Source organism: Holophaga foetida DSM 6591 (assembly GCF_000242615.2).
GTDB lineage: Bacteria > Acidobacteriota > Holophagae > Holophagales > Holophagaceae > Holophaga > Holophaga foetida.
On record NZ_KI912268.1, the window covers coordinates 1,292,442 to 1,309,813 of the forward strand.

The following is a 17,372-nucleotide window of genomic DNA, read 5'->3' on the forward strand; positions in this document are numbered from 1 at the left end:
GGATTGGGCTGTATGAGTCGATTTTTGCACATTGCCATCCAACTTGCACCCACAACCTAAGTATTGAATACGCCGGCAAGCCTCTCTCCGCATTCAGGGCAGGCCCCATGCCAGAGCTCCAGGCTGCTCACCTCGAAGCCCTCTCGCTCGATCAGGCTGCGCCCGCAGGCATGGCACCAGGTAGTACCCCCATCCTCGTCCCGGACGTTGCCTAGATACACGTATCGAAGCCCCTGCCCTTCCACGATCTCCCGGACCCGTTGGAGGGTGGACAGGGGGGTCCGGGGGCGATCCAGGAGCTTGTAATCGGGATGGAAAGCACTGAGATGCAGGGGCACCCCAGGCCCAAGGCGTTCCATCATCCATTGCCCCTGGGCCTCCAGTTCGGCCTCGCCATCATTGGCACCGGGAATCACAAGGGTTGTCACCTCCACCCAGGTGCGCTTCCTTTGGGCCAGGTATTCCAGGGTCTCCAGCACCGGGCCCAGACGCGCAGAGCAGTAATCGCGGTAGAAGGCCTCCGTGAAGCCCTTGAGATCGACATTGGCGGCATCCATGGCATCGAAGAAGCTCTCCCGGGCCTTGTCGGAGATGTAGCCCGAGGTCACCGCCACCGCAGCCAGTCCTGCCTCTCTGCAGGCGGCGGCAACCTCAAGACAGAACTCAGCGGAGACAATGGGCTCGTTGTAGGTGAAGGCCACTCCCAGGCAGTCCTGGGCCAGGGCCATGCGCACGATATCCTCGGGCCGGGTGGCATGGAGGCGGGCCTGCCCCCGGCTCAGGGGCCAGTTCTGACAGAAGGAGCACCCCAGGTTGCAGCCGATGGTCCCGAAGGAGAGCACCTGGGCCCCTGGATGGAAGTGGTAGAGAGGCTTCTTCTCGATGGGGTCCACACAGAAGCCACTGGATACGCCGTAGGCATCGGTAACGAGCGCGTGCCCCTCCGCCCGGCGCACCTGGCAGAATCCCTTATCGCCATCGGCCAGACGGCAGCCCCTGGGGCAGAGTTCGCAAAGCACACGCCCACCCTCCAGGGATCGCCACCAGCGGGCGGAGTTCATGGCCGTTCACTTCGCAGGATGGCGATGAGATAGCCCACCCCGAAAGGGCCTTCATAGGAGAGGAAGCGATGCCCCACGGGCCTACTCCCAAGGAGAGGGGCCGCCACCATCAGGCTCTCCGTCACATCCTCCGCCGCCAGTTCCCGCAAGTCCACGGAGATCCTGACCACATCGCCGGGTCGGCCTGCCCGGACGCAATCCACCACCGCCTGATCGAAGTCCCGGGCCCTGGGATGGAAGCCCGAGGGAGCCCCCGGCAGGAGGCGATGGCTCATGTCCCCGGAAGCCACCAGCCCCCAGGACCTTCCCCCTTCGGCCATGGCCTCCCCCAGGGCCAGTGCAAAGCATTCCACGAGCGCCTCGCTGGACTGCCAGGGGAAACCCAGGATCAGGACCTTTCCCTGATAGCCGGCTTCCCGGAGGAACCATAGGGGAACCAGGGCACCGTGATCCATCGGGCTGTCATCGGAGGGGTCCAGAGGCACCCGCTTCTGCAGGGAGGCCCGCGCCAGGGCATCGGCCGCATCCAGGTCCGCATGGAAAGACATGCGCAGCTCCGGTCTACCGAAAGGGGCGAAGCTCCCCACCCATCGGCCTCCGCTCTTCCAGGTGAAGGCACCTTGGTGCCTGGGGGCATGGGGAGAAAGGACCACCAAGGTCTCGGGCTCCGCCGCCACCAGCACCTGTGCAGCCTCGGCCATGGCCCGGGTGGTGGAAACACAGTCCCCGCCCCGTTCTCCCGAAATGGCCGGGATCACGATGGGGGCGTGGCACATGAGAACGGCGACACGGGGAGGGAGAAGGGGCACAGGGCACCTCCAGGGAGGGAAGATGCACCACCCTATCGGTCGAACCCGAAGAGCAGGCAAGATTGAGACATGTCCCAGGCCCCCCCCCTTCCCCAGCAGTGGCCTTTCGCCCCCAGAGCGCCCCTGGCTCCGGTGGCCCTGCGCGAAGGCGTCTCCCTTCCCAGCCTTGGCTGCAGCTGGAACCTGGAGGCCGCAGCCGGGCTGCAGCTCCCGGAAGCCGCATCGGAGATCCCCTCGGCCTTCGGGCGTGGGGGCGTGATCCGGGCCGGAGATCTGGTGCTCCGTCCCTATCGGCGCGGGGGCTTAGTCCGCTTCATCAATCGCCGGACCTATCCCGACCCCGTGCGCTTCCGCCAGGAACTGGAGGTCCACCGGGCCCTGTGGGAGGCCGGATTCCCGACCGTGGAACCCCTGGGCATCGCCCACCGCCGCCGGGGCTGGGGGGTGGAAGGCGTCCTCCTCACGCGCTATGCCGAGGCCACGCCCTGGCCAAAGTGCTGGGAAAGCCCCGGGGTGCTCCCCGCCCTGGGGGCAGCCATTGATGCCCTGGTTGAATGGCACCTCTGGTCCCCGGATCTCAACGCCACCAACGTGATGGTGGGGGACCAGGGCATCCTGCTGCTGGACTGGGACAAGGCCCGCTGGACCGATGCCCCCGACCTGCGGGAGCGCTACCGGGAGAGGCTCGCGCGGAGCCTGCGGAAGCTCGGGGCGCCAGAGGAGATCCAGCAGGATTTTATGCAGTAAAAAAGCAAGTTAGTCCACAGATAAACAGGATGGACACAGACAAATAAGTCATCCAGGGGCAGGGTGCTTGGGGCGCCCCGCTTCGCGGGGGCGGACGGCTACGCCGCCCGCGTTCCGGAAGGGACAGGCGGCGGAGGCACGCACGCGTGCCATAGCCGCCTGTCCCTCCCGGAACCAGCCCCAAGCACCCAGGTTGAACTCCCCTATCCGCGTCGGCCTGTGTCTATGGCCATAAAAACTTGAAATCAAGATGCATTCAGTTATACATTTGACCCGATGAGCGCCAACTTATTGCGCCCACCCATGTCACACTCATGATTAATTGACTTTGTCGCGTGTTGGCACGCTTTTTTTATCCTTCCCATCCTGTCTATCCTGTCTATCCTGTCTATCCTGTCTATCCTGTCTATCCTGTTGGAAACCTTTTAACAGGGCAGCGGGCGAGACAAATCAATCATTGCGACGACATGGGCGATCCGTCCAGAACCTGATCAGATCGCCCGGTCGCCCGTCAGCAGTCTTCAGCTATCCAGCTCTTCCTTGATGTGGGTCTGGCCCATCTCAATGAGGCGGTCCTTGGCCCGGGAGGCCCACGAGCTGTCGGGGTAGCTCTCCACCAGTTTCTGGTAGTAGGAGCGCGCCTCGGCGCGGTAGGCATCGATCTCGGTGCGCTCCAGTGCCTTGAGTTCCTTCCGGTACTGGTCGAGCTCGGACTTGCTCAGGCTGGAGAGTTCGTCCTTCTGCACCCTTTCCAGATAGGTCTTCTGGAACTGTTCCATGGCCTGGGGAGGCAGAAGTTTCTGGCGCATGGCCTCCCCGAGGTAGTAGTAGGCCCGCTCCCGGTCCACGTAATCGGGGTAAGTCTCCAGAAGCTGCTTGAGCCTCGCCTCAGCCCCGGCGAAGTGGTTGCTCTTGGTATAGAAGACACCCACCATCAGCTCGGATTCCGCCAGCCGTCGCCAGCACTGAGTGATCTTCGACTTAGCCTCAGCGGCGTAGGGGGAGCCAGGGTTGTCCGCAACAAGCCGCCGGAAGGCCTCAATGGCCTTGCGGGTGGAATTCTGGTCCCGCTCCGCGTTCTCGATGGTGGCGTAGTGGCAGAGGGCGATGCGGTACTGCGCGTAATCCCGACGCTCATGCCGGGGGAAATAGCCAAGGAAGCTCTGGTATTCCACCAGAGCCTCTGGGTAGGTGCTGGTGGTGCCGAAGAAGAAGCTGTCGGCGATGAGGAGCTTCGCCTTGGGGAATTCCGGGCTGGAGGGATAACGTTCCTCAATGGCCCGAAGGGTCTTGCGGCCGGCATCCCACTCCTTGTGCTTGAGGAGGTTTTCACCCTCCCGCAGGAGCCTGGCCACCTCGGCATTATCGACCTTGGGAGGGGTGGCCTTGGCCTTCTTGCTGCACCCAAGCCCTCCGCCCAGGACAAGAGCCCCGAGGGCGGCAGCGGCGAGATAGGTTCTGGCGTGCATCATGGAGGATCCTCTGGAACTCATACTGACATGGCGGAAGTGCCCGTGGGGTTCCCAAGGCGCATCAGCCAGGCTTCGACCAGGGCCTGGGCCTCGTTCCGGCGGAGGTCGTGGAGCACCTCATGCAGGAAGCCCGTCAGGGTGTGCCGTTCCAGGAGCCCTGCCGGGACAGAGTCCCAGAAGTCCTCCGAAGCCCCGGGATCCACCACCGTATCATTCCCAGCCTCCAGGAGGAGGATCGGCCGATCCAGTTCCTGCCCCAGCCCCATCAGCACCCGCCTTCCCTCGTCCAGCGCCACGGGGAAGGCAGCGGTGACGAAGTGATGACAGAGAGGATCCGCCCAGTACCGCTGGACCAGGATGGGGTCCGAGCAGACTCGGCTCTTGTCCCCAGGCAGATCCAGGGGGCGATGGGGGGCTAAGCAGTAGAGCAGGCGCTGGAGCAATCGCATCAGAAGGCCGATGTTCCTCAGCCTGAGGGCCGGGCTCGTGAGTACCAAGCCCTCCATGGCGTCGGGGTGCCAAAGGAGGGCGAGGAGGGCCACCAGCCCGCCGAAGCTGTGGCCCAGCAGGACCTGTGGATGGGTGGGGGGCGCCGGGGCCGGAACCCCATCCACCATCCGGGGGGTCGACGGCGCATCGTGGTGTCGTTCCTGACGGAGAAAGCAGGTCAAGTCCTCGACGAAACCCCGGATCCCGTCGGCATCCCCCCGGATTCCCGCACTGCGCCCGAAGCCGCAGTGATCCATGGCCGAGACTGACCACCCCAGGGAGTGGAGCCAGTGGGCCGTGTGACGGTAGCGCTCCGAGTGCTCCCCGTAGCCGTGGGCAAGCACGACGCGGCCACGGGGACTGGGATGATCCCAGCGACAGAAGGCCAGGGGCGCATTCCCCCGCCCCAGCATCACCCCGCGAAAGGTAGGCTCCAGATCATCAGGAAGGAGGGTCGTCGTTTCGCTCATCCCGAACAGGATAGCGGGCCGGATAGGTCTGGCGTGTTTCAGGAAGGCTCCGAGCACGTTAAAGTGGAGCGACACCCCGCCCAGCGGGGTCCTTTTCTGTTGCCGAGGGACCATGGATTTTGAAAGCCTGATGCGGGCCAAGAACGAGCTGGAGCCGCGGGTGCGCCAGCTGGTGGCCCACCTGGACCCCGAGCGCAAAGCCCTTGAACTGGAGCAGATCGAAGAAAAGTCCGCCGCCCAGGGATTCTGGGATGACCCCGATGCCGCCAAGCCAGTGCTCAAGGCCCGGGGGCTCCTCACGGAGGATATCGCCACCGCCAAGCGCCTGAACGGGGGCCTGGACGATCTGGAGACGGCCCTGGAGCTCTCCCGGGATGACGCAGACATGCTGGGGGAAGCCGAGGCCGTGGAGGCCAGCCTCCGCCAGGACATTGAGGGTGCCGAACTCCGCATGATGCTCAGCGGCGAGCTGGATCAGATGAACGCCATCGTGGCCATCGCCCCCGGGGCAGGCGGCACCGAGAGCTGCGACTGGGCCGCCATGCTCCTGCGCATGTATCTGCGCTACTGCGAATCCAAGGGCTGGAAGACCGAAATGATCGACTACCAGGATGGCGACGAAGCTGGCGTCAAGGGCGCCACCTTCATCGTCACCGCTCCCTACGCCTACGGCTACCTGCGGGCAGAAGCCGGGGTCCACCGCCTGGTGCGCATCTCCCCCTTCGACTCCGCCAAGCGGCGCCACACCAGCTTCGCGGCGGTCTACGTCAGCCCCGAGCTGGACGACACCATCAATGTCGACATCCCGGACAAGGATCTGCGCATCGATGTCTTCCGGGCCTCGGGCGCCGGTGGCCAGCACGTGAACCGCACCGAGTCCGCCGTGCGCTTCACCCACCTCCCCACGGGCATCGTGGTGAGCTGCCAGAACGAGCGCAGCCAGATCAAGAACCGCGCCACGGCCCTGAAGGTGCTCCAGGGACGCCTTTACGAAGTCAGGCTCCGGGAGCATGAGGCGCGGGTCGCCGCCGCTTCCGGCGAGAAGTCCGATGTGGCCTGGGGCAGTCAGATCCGCTCCTATGTCCTCCAGCCCTACCAGATGGTCAAGGATCACCGGACCAACTGGGAGACCAGCCAGACCCAGAAGGTCCTCGACGGGGATCTGGACGACTTCGTCCGGGCCCAGCTGCTGGCCAAGTCCCTGAAGACCGAAGGCTGATCCGTGCGCGCCATCGTTGCCTCCTTCCGCTTCCTCACTCGCATCCCCATGCCCGGCCCTGAGACACGGGTTGAGGACTTGGCCTGGGCCGTGGGCTGGTTCCCCCTGGTGGGGGCTGTCGTGGGATTGGGCACCTCCGCCGCATTCTTCTTCGCGATGCGCTTGTGGCCGGCCCCGGTGGCGGCGGTGCTCGCCATCGCCTTCGGCCTCCTGCTGACAGGGGGCTTCCATGAGGACGGCCTCACGGATGCCACCGATGGCCTCGGGGGCGGTTGGACCCGGGAACGGATCCTCGAGATCATGAAGGACAGCCGCATCGGCGCCTACGGTTCCATGGCCCTCTGGGCCACGCTGACCCTGCGCTGGGCCTGTCTGGTGGCCCTGGACCGCAAGGCCCTGTGGCTCCTGCCCCTGGCCATGGCCTGGGGGCGCTGGTCCGTGTGCCTGATCCTGCGGATGCTGCCCTCCATCAGCCAGGGCCTGGCCAAGGAGGTCCACAAGGACCTGAAGTGGGGCGCCTTTGCCCTGGCCACCTTCCTGCTGGTCGTGGCCAATGCCATCGCGTGGCACTTCGGAGTGCGGACCATCGGCAGGATCGGGCTCTCTGCCATCGGCATCACCCTGCTGTGGGTCCTCTACCTCCGTCACCGCCTGGGGGGCCACAGCGGCGACACCCTGGGAGCCGGGAATCAGCTGGCGGAAGCCGCCGCCCTGCTTGCGATGCTCGCCCGATGACCCCCCTCTTCCTCCTTCGCCACGGGCCGACCCAGGCCTCCCAGGGCGGGGCTCCCTGCGGCAGCCTTGATCTCCCCGTGATCGCCGAGGGCCAGGCTCAGTGGCCCCAGATCAAGGCGGAGCTCCTGGGCAAGGGCATCGAGCGGGTCCTGACCTCGGACCTCCAGCGGGCCCGCCTCCACGCTGAAGACCTTGGCCTTCCCTGCCTCGTCCTTCCGGGGCTGAGGGAGCAGGCCTTCGGAGAGTGGGAGGGCATCCCCTGGTCCGAGATCAAGGGTGCCGACTACTTCTTCGCCAATACGGTCCAGGGCGCCCCCCCCGGCGGTGAATCCTTCGCCCGCTGCGCAAGCCGGGCCTTGATGGCCCTCCAGGGTGCCCTGGAAGGTGAGCAGCCCACCCTGGTCCTGGCCCACGGCGGCTCGCTACGCGCCATCCTCGCCCACTTCCTGGGCCTCACCCTTGATCGCGCCCTCGACCTTTCCTGGCAGCCCTTCGGCCTCACCCGGTTGGATGTCTACGGACCCAACCGGGCGGTGCTGAGGTACCACAACCGCACGGTCTGAGGGACATCGAAGGCCACCCCTTTCAGCGCTCACTTGCGCCGGAGCAGCTCCACGCACTTTTCAAACCCGAACTGTGCGGCCCAGTCCAGGGCGGTCTTGCCTTCGAGATCGGTGGCCCTCCGGTCAGCGCGCCGTTTCAAAAGAGCCGCCACGATCTCGTCATGCCCGTAATAGGCAGCCACGATGATGGGTGAGATGCCAGCCTTATAGGGACCGTAAGCCTTGGTGGATTTCATGTTGGGATCGGCCTGCTGCTCCAGCAGGTAGGTGGCCACGGGAGTGTGCCCGTAGTAGATCGACCACAGGAGGGGGGTCCAGCCCCACTTGTCATACCCGTTGACAATCCCGCCCGCATCGACAAGGGTCTTCAGCTTGTCCAGGTCCCCACGCATGGCGGCCTTGGAGAGGGTGGTGGCATCGGGGGCCTTCTTTGATCCCCCCAGGAGCCTGGTGGGATTGAGTTTCGACCACAGTTTCGTGCCGGACTCGGGGGCGGGAGCACTGAGCTCGGGGGTGGTGAGCACCGGAGCCTCCTCCCTGCGGAGCACGAGCTTGGCCTGAGTCCATTGCCCTTCCCGGATCTCGAAGACCTGGGTCTCGGGTCGGCAGCCTGGAGCCTCAGCCTTCACGGAAACACGTCCAACGGGCAGATCCCTCATGTTCAGCGCATGGGTGGGAGAGGCCTCGCCCTTGAGGGCGCCGTCGAGATAGATCTTTGCGCCTGCCACATTCACGGCCACCTGCAATCCGCCCACGAGCGCGGCGGCCACGGGTGGGGCACCGAGGGCACTGGGAGCGGGAGCAAGCTCCGGAGCGGCTGGTTCAGGCTTCGACTGCGCGACTCCGGGCCGGAAGTAGAACTCCCCGAGGGCCTGATCGTACAGGGCGGGCACCTGCTCCTGTCCCACGCCCTGGGCGAGGTGGACCACCTCATCCCGGACGTTGCGGAGAATCCGGTCTGCGGGAAGCCCTGGCTTCACCATCTCCTTCAGTAGCACCCGGGTGAAGAGTCCGTTGGGATTCCGGTCCCCTGGCCCGAGGGAATCCAGGGCCTGCTGGCCAGCCCCTGCGGAATAGAGGACCATCTGCCCGGTGGCGGCGGTCGTCACCGTCAAGCCGCGGCCCCCAATGGCGCGGCCAGCCCCCCGGAAGGGGTTGTTCCGGCAGGCGTCGATGATGGCCAGGGAGAATTTTGCTTTCTGATCCTGGAGATCGTCCAGCACCCGCTGGAGCGGCAGGGCCTCGTCCCGGACCTGGTCTTCGTTATCGCCACGGATATCCGTGGGCAGAAGGTAGTTGGCGCCGCCGATCTGGACTCCGTGGCCCGAGAAGAAGAAGATGGCCGCATCTCCGCCCTTCACTCGCCCCTTGAAGGTCCGGATCGCGTCCTTCATGCCCTTCTCGTTGAGATCCAGCCTGAGGATGACCTGGAAGCCCGCCCCCTCCAGGGCCTGGGCAATGGCCCGCGCATCCCCCCGGGCATTCTTCAGCGCGCCCACGTACTGATAGGTGTCGTTCCCGATCACAAGCGCAATCCTGTCTTGAGCAGACTTCGCCGACAGAACAGAGAATGCGCAGGCCAGGACCAGAAACAGACGTGAAACCCAGGACATCACCAGCTCCCTGCGGAAGGTTACAGAGCAACTATAAGCCCTGGGATGGCGTTTGGAGCGTCCCCCTCGTCCTTTCCAGCCCCCCCACGAACTCGGCCAGCTTCACCCGGAGTTCCTTGGAGGTGAAGGGCTTCTGGATGCAGGAAACCGTCCGGTATCCCTTCACAAGGCCACCTAGGTCCTGAGGGCTGTACCCCGAGGACATCAACACAGGCTGTTCGGGACGCAGGGCCAGGATCCGAGGGAGGGTCTCGGCGCCATTGAGACCGGGCATGTTCATGTCCAGGATCACCAGATCTACCTCCAGCCCCCCGCTCAGCATCTGGAGGGCCTCCATGCCACCAGGGGCCAGTTCCACCCGATGCCCCATCATCTCCAGCATGGGCCCCACGGACTCCCGGATGAGTTCATCGTCATCCACCACCAGAATGCTCAGGACTCTATCCAGGAAGGGGGGGGCTTCGGCCGACGACGGAACGGGCTCCAGGACGGGTTCAGGAATGGAGGTGCCAGGGAAGCGCAGAATCACCTCCGTGCCTCTCCCGGCGGCACTTTCAATGTCCATGGTTCCGCCGTGGGCCTTCATCGTGCCGAAGACCATGGAGAGTCCGAGACCGGTCCCCTTCCCTGCAGGCTTGGTGGTGAAGAAGGGTTCGACCGCCTTCTCCAGAACCTCGGGACTCATGCCCTCCCCCGTGTCCTGGACGCTGAACTGCACCCGGCCCTCGGGAAGGGACCGGGTTCTCATGGTGAGGGTGCCCCCGCCGGGCATAGCGTCCACGGAGTTGACGCACAGATTCATCAGGGCATGGCTGAGGGCCCCGGGATCGCCCAGGATCCACGCCAGGGGTTCCTGGAGATCCATCACGAAAGAGACTCGCTTCAGAGTTGTGTAAGCGAGGAGTTGCACCATTTCCCGGGCCACAGCGTTGAGATCCACAGGACGCTTCTCCTCCAGGTCCTGGCGGGCGAAGCAGAGCAGCCCCTTAACCACCCCGCGCCCCCGGGTGCAGGCATTGATGATCACATCCAGGGAGCGGGCCGTGGAGGACGAGGGTTCCAGCACCTCCCGCTCGGCGGAAGCCCGGCTCATGATGGCCCCCAGGACGTTGTTCATGTCGTGGGCCACCCCTCCGGCCAGAATTCCCAGACTCTCGAGTTTCTGGGATTGGTGGAGCTGGATCTGGAGGTTCCGTCGCTCGTCCTCCTGACGCAGTTCATCCGTAATATCCCGGTTCAAGCCTATCCCCCGGACGATCTTGCCATCGGCATCCTTGAGGAAGATGCCATCGCCCCTGAGGACCCGCACCTGACCGTCCGGACGCAGGATCCGTAGCGGGAGGGAGAAGCTGGAACCCGATTGGAGGGCCGCCTGGACGAGCGACTGGACTCGCTCCCGCTCCTCTGGGTGAACCAGTTCACGCCAGCGGTCCAGGGAAAACTCACAGGAGCCGGGGATCCCGTACATTTCTGCCGTCCGCTCATCGATAGCCCCCAGTCCGGTCTCCATATCCAGCTCCCAGATGCCGAGCCGGGCTGATGCCGCCGCAAGACGCAAACGCTCGGCCTGGATGCGGACCTCAGCCTCCGCCCGGGCACGGCACGCCACCTCCTCCAGATGCTGGAGGCCAAAGGAGATGTCCCGGGCCGCCTCCTCCAGCAAGGCGATCTCCTTGGCACCGAATACGCCGGGCTCCTGTGCATAGACCGACAGGGCCCCCCGGACCTCCCCCCCCTGAAAGATGGGGAATGCCGCGGAAGACGCAAAGCCCTGTTCAGCCATGGAATCACGCCAAGGCTGCGTAATGGGATCTGTGAACAGATCGTTGCAGACGTACGGCATCCCCTTCCGGATGGCCAGCCCAGTGGGTCCTCGGCCTTCCGGACTATCATCCGCCCGGACCCTGATCCTCTTCAGGTAGCCCCCCGTGTCGCCGAACTGGGCAACGGGACGCAGCTCGAACTCACCCTCTTCAAGCCACCCCACCCAGGCCATCTGGAAGCGAGCGGAATCCACCAGGGCGTGACAGACCTCCACAAGGATCTCCGGGCGGGTATCCAGGCGAACGATGGCCTGATTCACCCGACTGAGGGAGGCATAGAGGTTCGAAAGCCGCTCGATTTCCCGCTCGTGGGCCACCCGTTCCGTGATGTCCCGGGCGAAGACCAGAAGGTAGGAGATCCCGTCGATCTCCACCTGTTGCATGCTCATGTCGACCGGGAATACCCCGCCCCCAGCCTTCCGATGCCGAGTCTCGAAACGGACCGAGCCGGAGAGGGACAGGGTCGCCAATCCCATCTCAAGATCAAAACCGGCTCCGGGTGCATGAAGTTCCAGGAGCCGCCTCCCCCGCAGCCCCCCGGGGATGCCGTAGCATTCCTCCGCCAGGAGGTTGGCTTCCAGCACCACCTGTTCCTGGTCCGCCAGGAGGATGATGTCGTTGGCCTCCCGCATGAGGTGATGGAAGCGTTCTGCCATGGCCTTGGCCGAACGCTCGAGTTCCAGACGCTGCTGGATGTCCCGAAGCTCCGCCCTGCGGGTCTGCAAGCCGATGGGCAGGGTTGTCATCCCCAGAATGGCCAAGGCCAGGAGGACCATGACCCACCCCCAGTTCCGAAGGGGGGCCAGCACCTCCGCCTGGTCGACCTTGACCACCAGGAACCAGGGCGTCTTCGACACCTGGCGCAGGGTCGCCATGACAGGAACCTCTCGGAAGTCCCTCCCATCCATGTCTCCGGTCCGTCCCAGGGCAGCCTGGACCGCAGGGAGATCGGAGCGCGGATCAAGCCCCCGGCGCAGGCTCAGCAGCGACTCTCCCTGGTGGTGGGACAGACTCAAGCCGACCAATTGGTGGCCCTCAGAACGCCCCAGAAAGGTTTCCGCGGTGATGCTCCCGGATGGCCAGGCCCGGAGCACAGGGATGAGAACCGCTTCAGGATCGATCTGGAGCCGGATGGCCCCAACCACCCTGTCTCCATCCCGGACAGGCGCCCAGATGGCCATCTGGATGGGGCCTGAGGCCCCGGAACGGTGAATGTCCTCAATGGCCACCTGAGCGTCCGCAAGGATGAAGCCAAGCCGTGACATGTCTGCAAAGCGATGGGAGCCCTCGGGCACCGATAGGCGAACCCCTCCCTGGGCATCGAAGAGGGCCACGGACTGGTAGGCGTATCGACTCCTGAAGACCTCGATCCAGGTGAGGATGGTCGGATGACCCGGGGCCTCCAGGAGCGCCCGGAGCTCGGGGGAGCGCGAAAAGACATCCGCATCGTTCTTTCGTTCCAGGATCCACCCCGTGATCTGCTGGCTCTTCAGATCCGCCACCGTGCCCAGCTCTGTCCTGGCCCTGCGGCTCAGTGCCCTTCGCTCCACCCGGAGAAAGGCAATGGAAGCACCGAACACCACCATTGCCACCAACAGGAAGGTCATGAGCGCACCGGCGGAGAAGCGGAGGCGCGACGGACTGCCCCCACCATCCCCACGAACCACCAGCAGCGACAAGGGGCGGACCTCGCCCCCGGCGGCCCACAGGCTCCCCGCGCCCATCGAGATGAAGGCGAGATCAGACAGAAAGGCCGTCGGGCTTAGGGTCTCACCATGAACGAGGGGTGTTCCCATGACAAAGCCCAGCAGGAGGAGCAGGCCACCCCCCAGGACAAGGAGGGCCAGAACTGCGGCAAGCTGAGGCCTCCGCCTCAGCAGGGGAGGAATCGGAGCCAGAAACAGGAACAGGACCGCAGTCACAGGGGACATGCGTCCCATCAGCTTGAGTTCCAGACGGATCATGTCCCGCACGGGCGTGGGATCGAAGACCAGCCATCGCTCCAGGAAGAGGTCCACCCCCAAGGCAAAGGCGACCAGCACCATCAGAGCCAGGGCGCTCACCAGCACCGAGGCCGTCCAGGCCCAGCGCCAAGTGGATTCCCGTCGGGGTACCAGCCACACAAGGAACAGGGCGCTTACCAGAAAGCCCATGCCCAGAAGCGTGCAAGGCGCCATGGGCAAGGTGAATACATGAAGGTGCACCAGGCGATCCCGCAGGAAGACCCAGGCCCAGATGCTCCAGAGAATGCCCCCGACCGGGCACAGCAAGGACAGAGCCAACGGGCTCGACAAAAACCGGGCACGCTTCGGATTCGATTCAGGGGACATGGCACTCAACAGCCTTGGCCCAATCCTGGGTTCATGTAGCATCGAACACAAGAAGGAACATGCATAAAAACAAATACAATACACTTATATTATCTTTTTTTAACAATCACCTCACAGAGCAAAACGGAAAACGGCCGATGCATGATCGGCCGTTCCAGAGGAAACCCGGACTGACTACCGGAGCTTCAGCGAACTGAGCGCCAGCATGCAGCATACGATGGCGGTGATCCAGAGCCGGATGACAACCTTTGTCTCCTGGAGCCCCCCCAATTCCAGGTGGTGGTGGAAGGGAGCCATGCGGAAGATGCGCTTGCCACCCCGGAGCTTGAAGCTGCTCACCTGGAGAATGACGCTGACGGCCTCCCAGACGAAGACGCCGCCCGCGATCACCAGGAGCAGCTCCTGCTTGATCATGATGGCCACGGTGGCCAAAGCGCCGCCGAGCCCCAGGGAACCGGTATCGCCCATGAAGACCTCGGCGGGGTGGGCGTTGAACCAGAGGAAGCCCAGGGAAGCCCCGGCCATGGCCCCCATGAAGACCGCAAGTTCGGAACCGCCGTTCACGAAGGGCACCATGAGGTAAGCCGAAATCTTGTAGTGCCCTGCCACATAGGCCAGGATGACAAAGGTGACCGCCACCACCAGGGTGCCGCCGATGGCCAGGCCATCCAGACCGTCCGTCAGGTTCACGGCATTGCTGGTGCCCACCATGACCAGCCAGATCCAGGGCACCAGGAAAATGCCCACATCTGGCTGGAAACGCTTGAAGAAGGGCATGGAGAGCTGGCTGGTGTTGGCACCCCGGAGACCGAAGTGCAGTACGAGGAAGGCCACCAGGAGGGAAATGGCCGTCAGGAGCACCATTTTCTGGCGGCTGGTGAGGCCCAGGTTCTGCTTCTTCAGGAGCTTCTGGGCGTCATCGAAAGCCCCCACCATTCCAAAGCCGAGCAGGGAGAGCAGGGCCACCCAGATGTGCCCGCTGCGAAGCTCGCACCAGAGCAGGGTGGAGACAAGGATGGTGCCAAGAACCAGGACGCCGCCCATGGTGGGAGTGCCAGCTTTCACCTGGTGGTGCTCCGGGCCCTCGGCCCGGATGTGCTGCCCCAGTTTGAGACGCTTGAGGGTCTCGATGACCCAGGGACCCACGACAAGCGAAAGGATCATGGCCGTGGCCGCGGCCATGGCGGCGCGGAAAGTCACGTATTTGAAGACAGAGAAACCGGGAAGATGATCGCGCAGGAACGCGAGAAGCCATACGAGCATGCCGTCTATCCAAGAATGGTGGTTTCGTTCACCTGGGCACCCAGGCGCGCAAGAAGCCAGGATACCGCACGCTCAGAGCGCCAGTAACGGCTGCCCTTCACAAGGATGCGGGCCCCGGCCGGAACAGCCCCGAGCCCGCCGCTGTCGTCGCGCAGAGCCTCGAAGTCTGGATAGGCCCTGGCTCCGGGGCCGAAGCCCGCCGCCAGGACCGTGGCCTGGTCCCCGTACGCCCACAGACGCCTGAGGCCGAGGCGGGCCAGTCCCTCGCCGGTCTCCCGATGCAGGCCCTCGGATTCGGCCCCCAGCTCCCGCATGCACCCGAGAACCGCCACCGGTTCCCCACCGGGCAGCTCCAGCAGGGAGGCTCCGCAAGCCAGAATCGATGCCTGGCTGGCGTTATAGCTCTCGTCCATGAGCCATCCCCCACCGGGAAGTTCGTGGAGCCGCCCGCGACCCTCTTCCGGCTGGACGCCTCCCAGGCCCTCGGCCACCTGGTCGGCATCAAAGCCCGCCAGAAGGGCCATGGCACCCGCCAGAGCCGCATTGCGCACCTGGTGGGCCCCCCGAAGCTTGAGAAGGATGTCCAGAGGCCCTTCGGGTGTCAGCAACGTGAAGCGTTCCCCCAGGGGCCCCAGGGAGCGGGCCTCGCTCCATCCCCAGGCACCGCCCTCGCCCACGGCCACGGCCCGGGCGTGACGGGCCCAAGGCTGAAGGGTGATCCAGCGGGCCCAGTCGTCCGAAGCCAGATGGACCCAAGTCCCCCCCACCCGAGTCCCGGCCACGATCTCCCCCTTGGCCTGGGCGATGCCCTGCTGACCCTCCACGAAGTTCTCGATGTGGGCGGAGCCCACGTTGGTGATCACCGAGAAATCCAAGGGTGCGATCTCCGTCAGGCGGCGGATCTCCCCCGGAAAGCTCATGCCCATTTCCAGAACCACCGCGGAGGTGCTGGACGGCAAGGAGGCCAGAGCCTCGGGCATCCCCAGGGTGTTGTTGCGGTTCCCGGGGGTTTTCCATGCCCCCGTGGCCGCGGCGAGAAGCTCCTTGGTGCTGGTCTTGCCGACGGATCCCGTCACGCCAAAGACCACCGGGGGACGGCAGGCGGCGAGCCGCGCCTGCCCCCAGGTCTGGAGGGCCCGGGTGGTGTCCTCCACCACCAGCTGGGCCACGGGCAGATCCAGTTCGTGGTCCACCACCAGGGCCGCAGCTCCCCTGGAGACGGCCTGGGCCGCGAAATCGTGCCCGTCCCGCTCGGCCCGCAGGGCCACGAAGCAGTTGCCGGGCTGAAGCGTACGGGTGTCCAGCGAAAGGGCGCTGGGCACCACCTCCGGATTTCCCACCAGACGCGCGTTCAGGTGAGGTGCAACTTGGGCCAGGGACCAGAGGGCATGGGACGTCATGCAAGCATTGTCCCTCAATGCGACCTCCGGTGCAGCCTGGAACGCCAGGAGGCGGTCACGCCTCGACCGAAGCCCGCTTCACCCGGTCCCGCAGAGCCATCCAGGCCTCGCCAGACGGGGGCATTTCCAGCAGGATCCGATCAAAGCCTTCCCCATCCAGATCGTGCAGCATGGCATAGAGCGCGGCCATGGCCCCCTCGGCGTCCCCGGGCAGGCAACGGACCTCAAGACCAGAGAGGCTGGGGGCTCCGCCGAAGAACACCGCAGCGATCCTTCCGGGCGCCTGCCGGGCAGCGGCCGGAAGGGCCTCCCGAGGCACCAGCTCCAGGGGAGTCCTTGGTGAGTAGTGGCGCGCAGCCATGCCCGGAGCGGCCTGGGATTCGCCATCCGCCACGGCCCCGCCCCAGATCTCGATGGGACCCGCCAGGGCCTCGAGGGTGCTGGGTGCCAGGGGACCGGGACGCAGGAGCCGGAAGGGCCGGTGGCTCAGATCCAGGATGGTGGACTCCACACCCGCCTCGGTGGGGCCGCCGTCCAGCACCAGTTCCACCCGATTTCCCAGGCTCTTCACCACATGTTCAGCCCGGCTCGGGGAGATGCCCTGGGAGCGGTTGGCGCTGGGGGCCGCCAGGGGCCGCTCCGTGGCCCGCAGCAGGGCCAGGGCCACGGGGTGGGCCGGGCAGCGCAGGGCCACGGTCGGGTTCCCGGCTCGAACGATCTCCGGGATGTGGGGAGCCGCAGGCAGCACCAGGGTCAGGGGACCGGGCCAGAAGCGTTCCGCCAGGGCCTGGGCCTCGGGAAGCCACTCCGAGGCGAGGGCCCTGGCCCCCTCGATGTCCGCCACATGAAGGATCAGGGGATTGTTGGATGGCCGCCCCTTGGCCTCGTAGATCCGAGCCACCGCAGCGGGGTTGAGACCATCCGCCCCCAGGCCGTAGACCGTCTCGGTGGGAAAGGCCACCAGGCCACCGGCGCGGAGGATGGCGGCGGCTTCGGCGATGGCGGGTTCCGTGGCTGGAAGACAGCGACAAGGAGGAAGATGCGGAGAACGAGGACTCACTCGGCATCCTCCAGGAGAACTCGGGCCTCACGCGACACGGAAGGCATCTCGTTCGACCTGCGGACGCAACGCGGGTTTCAAGGACGTTGTGGTTACGAGATCCACTGAAACCCCCAACCACTCCTCCAATGCAAACTTGGCATCCATGTAGTCAAGAAAGGAGGGAGGTTCTTCAAATTCAACCAGAAGATCGACATCCGAATCTGCACGAGCTTCGTCCCGTGCCACGGAACCGAACAGGGAAAGCGATCGGATATGGAACTGAGCCATGTCCGAGCGATGGGACTGGAGGCAGGCGATCACATTTTCACGGTGCAT

14 protein-coding genes are annotated in these 17,372 nt (G+C 65.1%); 4 read left to right on the plus strand and 10 right to left on the minus strand.

What is annotated here, in order from left to right; genetic code table 11:
• Nucleotides 1-56: 56 nt before the first annotated feature.
• Nucleotides 57-1,061 (minus strand): AmmeMemoRadiSam system radical SAM enzyme, encoded by a 1,005-nt coding sequence (gene amrS, locus HOLFODRAFT_RS0205505; RefSeq protein ID WP_005036794.1) that lies wholly within the window; start codon nt 1,059-1,061, stop codon nt 57-59.
• Nucleotides 1,058-1,870, minus strand: a complete 813-nt coding sequence (locus HOLFODRAFT_RS19615; RefSeq protein WP_005036792.1) for a class III extradiol dioxygenase subunit B-like domain-containing protein — start codon at nt 1,868-1,870, stop codon at nt 1,058-1,060. The genes amrS and HOLFODRAFT_RS19615 overlap by 4 nt, the downstream gene beginning before the upstream one ends.
• 69 nt (nt 1,871-1,939) lie before the next feature.
• Here HOLFODRAFT_RS19615 and HOLFODRAFT_RS0205515 point away from each other — a divergent pair, with 69 nt between their 5' ends.
• Complete coding sequence (locus tag HOLFODRAFT_RS0205515; protein ID WP_005036790.1) at nt 1,940-2,617, plus strand: lipopolysaccharide kinase InaA family protein; 678 nt, start codon at nt 1,940-1,942, stop codon at nt 2,615-2,617.
• 521 nt (nt 2,618-3,138) lie between these two features.
• Here HOLFODRAFT_RS0205515 and bamD read toward each other — a convergent pair.
• Entirely contained in the window at nt 3,139-4,089 is a 951-nt protein-coding gene (bamD, locus tag HOLFODRAFT_RS0205520; protein ID WP_005036789.1) for an outer membrane protein assembly factor BamD, read from the minus strand.
• Nucleotides 4,090-4,106: 17 nt separating this feature from the next.
• Nucleotides 4,107-5,123 carry an alpha/beta fold hydrolase gene (locus HOLFODRAFT_RS0205525; protein ID WP_005036787.1) on the minus strand — a complete coding sequence of 339 codons (1,017 nt, stop codon included), beginning with the start codon at nt 5,121-5,123 and terminating at the stop codon, nt 4,107-4,109.
• Between the two features lie 37 nt (nt 5,124-5,160).
• Here HOLFODRAFT_RS0205525 and prfB point away from each other — a divergent pair, with 37 nt between their 5' ends.
• From prfB to HOLFODRAFT_RS22715, 3 genes are read left to right on the plus strand one after another with little or no spacing between them, the layout of a single operon-like run.
• Nucleotides 5,161-6,267: a peptide chain release factor 2 gene (gene prfB, locus HOLFODRAFT_RS0205530; protein WP_005036785.1), complete on the plus strand. Its 1,107-nt coding sequence runs from the start codon at nt 5,161-5,163 to the stop codon at nt 6,265-6,267.
• Between the two features lie 3 nt (nt 6,268-6,270).
• The gene (cobS, locus tag HOLFODRAFT_RS0205535) at nt 6,271-7,002 is read left to right on the plus strand and encodes an adenosylcobinamide-GDP ribazoletransferase (RefSeq protein ID WP_005036783.1); all 732 of its coding nucleotides are present in this window, start codon (nt 6,271-6,273) and stop codon (nt 7,000-7,002) included.
• Entirely contained in the window at nt 6,999-7,565 is a 567-nt protein-coding gene (locus tag HOLFODRAFT_RS22715; RefSeq protein ID WP_005036781.1) for a histidine phosphatase family protein, read from the plus strand. The genes cobS and HOLFODRAFT_RS22715 overlap by 4 nt, the downstream gene beginning before the upstream one ends.
• A 29-nt stretch (nt 7,566-7,594) precedes the next feature.
• Here the strand turns inward: HOLFODRAFT_RS22715 and HOLFODRAFT_RS22720 are convergent, their stop codons facing one another.
• From HOLFODRAFT_RS22720 to HOLFODRAFT_RS0205570, 6 genes are all read right to left on the minus strand, one after another.
• Nucleotides 7,595-9,178 carry a caspase family protein gene (locus HOLFODRAFT_RS22720; protein ID WP_005036778.1) on the minus strand — a complete coding sequence of 528 codons (1,584 nt, stop codon included), beginning with the start codon at nt 9,176-9,178 and terminating at the stop codon, nt 7,595-7,597.
• A gap of 31 nt (nt 9,179-9,209) precedes the next feature.
• Entirely contained in the window at nt 9,210-13,271 is a 4,062-nt protein-coding gene (locus tag HOLFODRAFT_RS0205550) for an ATP-binding protein (RefSeq protein WP_158412921.1), read from the minus strand.
• Nucleotides 13,272-13,505: 234 nt separating this feature from the next.
• Nucleotides 13,506-14,594 carry a phospho-N-acetylmuramoyl-pentapeptide-transferase gene (mraY, locus tag HOLFODRAFT_RS0205555; RefSeq protein ID WP_005036772.1) on the minus strand — a complete coding sequence of 363 codons (1,089 nt, stop codon included), beginning with the start codon at nt 14,592-14,594 and terminating at the stop codon, nt 13,506-13,508.
• 5 nt (nt 14,595-14,599) lie between these two features.
• The gene (locus HOLFODRAFT_RS19630; RefSeq protein ID WP_005036771.1) at nt 14,600-15,994 is read right to left on the minus strand and encodes a UDP-N-acetylmuramoyl-tripeptide--D-alanyl-D-alanine ligase; all 1,395 of its coding nucleotides are present in this window, start codon (nt 15,992-15,994) and stop codon (nt 14,600-14,602) included.
• A gap of 55 nt (nt 15,995-16,049) precedes the next feature.
• Nucleotides 16,050-17,054: an L-threonylcarbamoyladenylate synthase gene (locus tag HOLFODRAFT_RS19635; RefSeq protein ID WP_005036768.1), complete on the minus strand. Its 1,005-nt coding sequence runs from the start codon at nt 17,052-17,054 to the stop codon at nt 16,050-16,052.
• A 27-nt stretch (nt 17,055-17,081) separates the two neighbouring features.
• The gene (locus tag HOLFODRAFT_RS0205570) at nt 17,082-17,372 is read right to left on the minus strand and encodes a nucleotidyltransferase family protein (RefSeq protein WP_005036765.1); all 291 of its coding nucleotides are present in this window, start codon (nt 17,370-17,372) and stop codon (nt 17,082-17,084) included.